The sequence below is a fragment of the Methylophaga sp. UBA4204 genome (genome assembly GCF_002379485.1).
GTDB lineage: Bacteria > Pseudomonadota > Gammaproteobacteria > Nitrosococcales > Methylophagaceae > Methylophaga.
The window spans coordinates 7,359-9,632 of sequence record NZ_DFTU01000055.1 but is presented as its reverse complement, the minus strand read 5'-3'; the positions used below and the strand labels follow the sequence as shown (position 1 = coordinate 9,632).

Annotated in this window: 4 protein-coding genes; all 4 read left to right on the top strand. The window is 45.4% G+C overall.

What is annotated here, in order from left to right; all coding sequences use genetic code 11:
• Positions 1–45: 45 nt before the first annotated feature.
• On the top strand, positions 46–297 hold the full coding sequence (locus B3182_RS07980) for a hypothetical protein (RefSeq protein WP_292353676.1): 252 nt from the start codon (positions 46–48) through the stop codon (positions 295–297).
• Entirely contained in the window at positions 284–817 is a 534-nt protein-coding gene (locus tag B3182_RS07975; protein ID WP_292353675.1) for a DUF411 domain-containing protein, read from the top strand. The genes B3182_RS07980 and B3182_RS07975 overlap by 14 nt, the downstream gene beginning before the upstream one ends.
• Positions 817–1,689, top strand: coding sequence for an EamA family transporter (locus B3182_RS07970; protein WP_292353674.1), 873 nt, complete (start codon positions 817–819; stop codon positions 1,687–1,689). Before B3182_RS07975 ends, B3182_RS07970 begins: the two co-directional genes overlap by 1 nt.
• 106 nt (positions 1,690–1,795) lie before the next feature.
• Positions 1,796–2,274 (top strand): DEAD/DEAH box helicase (locus B3182_RS07965; RefSeq protein WP_292752265.1); only part of this gene is annotated, 479 nt, incomplete at its 3' end.

Genomic DNA, 2,274 nt, shown 5'->3' with positions numbered 1-2,274 from the left:
TTGGGCGACTATCTCTGAAAAAGCCTATTTGGATATCCCATAATCATGGTACTTATTATTTTTACTCGTGAGGGTCTGGAAGCTTTTCAGGCTGAAATCAGTGATGATATTTCAGCCATCTGGCATAACCCGCAGTTGCTGACAGAAACTGAAATCGATCACTTTAAAAACCATGGAATCGATTGTGTCGAGTTGCCGCAGATGATTGATGTTGAAAATAATAAGTCGACATTGTGGGCTTTGGAGTATGTCGAGAAAAACAGCCAGGATCAGGAGATTATGATTGAGTGCCCTTAATAAAATGGTAAATTTCGGCCTGACTTTACTGCTGAGTCTGGCTTTAGCATCTACTCTCCACGCCAGCGAATGGGATCAGGCTCGTCTGCAACTTGAACAGCCACAAACGATTACTGTATATCGTGACGCCAATTGTCAGTGCTGCCATAAATGGATTGAGCATCTCGAAAAACATCAATTCGAAGTGATTGATAAGATCCGTAATGATATGGCGACAATTAAACAAAAACTTGGTGTGCCCAACAATATGGCTTCCTGTCATACCGCCGTTATTAATGATTTTGTGATCGAAGGCCATGTGCCGGCTGATGATATTAAACAATTACTGATCGATAAACCTGCTCATATCAAAGGTTTGTCGGTTCCGCAGATGCCGGTCGGTACACCAGGCATGGAAATGGGCTCACGCAAGGATCATTTTATCGTCTTCAGTTTTGATCCGGACGCCAACTACCAGATGTTTAATGCTTATCAAACCAATGCTGAAAATAATTATCTGCCATTAAACTCTGCTGAGTAATGGAGTTACTGATTGTCCTAGGGAGGATATTTTCCTCCGCCGCGGCTAACGTTTTTCAAAAACAGTTCACTCACAAAGGTCTGCATTCACTGTTTATCGTGATGCTTTCCTATCTCGTTCTGGCCTGCATTAGTCTGCCTTTAATACTATTGGTGGAACACAGTGCCATTGATCATCGCTTCTGGATCAATATTCTGCTGGCTGCTCTGCTGGATATGGCGGGCACTTTATTTCTGGTGTTGTCTTTATCCAAAACTGATTTATCGGTTTTCGGCCCACTGAACGCGTATAAAGTTGTATTTTCGATGATTCTTGCGCTGATCTTTCTGGGCGAAGTGCCCAGTATGCAGGGGCTCAGCGGGGTTATAATCATTTTGCTTGGCAGTTTTTTGTTATTCCCTCCGGCCACAACTCCATCTGCAAACCGACTATCGCAATTATTCATGCAACGCGGCGTGCAATATCGGTTTTTATCCATACTGTTATTTTCAATTGGCACCCTGCCACTTAAAAATGCCGTATTGAGTGGCGGTGCACTGGCAACCACAGTCTATTGGTGTTTATTTGGCCTGCCATTATCGATTGGTCTGTATTACTGGTTTGGTGGCAAACGCTGGCAAATGGACTGGCAAGCAGCCAGACAACACCGCAGTCATTTTCTCTGGCTGGGCGGGTTTATTTTTTTGATGCAATACACCACCATGCTGATTTTTTCGCAATTACTGGTGGCCTATTCGCTGGCGTTATTCCAACTCAGTATGGTATTGCAGGTGTTTCTCGGCTACCGCATTTTTCATGAAAAACATATTCTTCGCCGATTAGCGGCTTGCGCAGTCATGATTGCTGGCTGTTTGCTGGTTTTGACTACCTGAAGTAAAACAACCACATCAGGCTTAGCAGCAATATTGTGTTATATTGCCCGCCACTTCTATGCCTGTTGTGATCCCACAGGCGCTTTCGACTGATAAGATAAACACCATGACTTTTGACGATCTATTCCTTGATGATGAATTGATTGCCGCTGTGCGCGACAGTGGTTTTGAAAAACCGACTGAGGTACAGCAACTGGCGATCCCGGCATTATTGGCCGGTCAGGACGTATTGGCCTGTGCCGCTACCGGTACCGGGAAAACGGCGGCCTTTATCCTGCCAATTTTGCAACGCCTCAATGATGAACGCCATAAGCACGATCAGGCTCGTATTCTGATCCTCGCTCCAACCCGCGAACTGGCATTTCAGATCCAGCATGTGTTTCATCAACTCGGTAAAGCCTTTAAACCGACCATCGCCATGTTGACCGGCGGTGCCTCGCCTTGGGCGCAGGTGCAACATGCTACTGCTCAATGCGACATTATTATCGCTACGCCCGGTCGTCTGTTAAGTCTGGTAAATGATGAATCAGTCGATTTATCAGCAGTTGAACTGGTCATTATTGACGAAGCCGATCGCATGCTCGA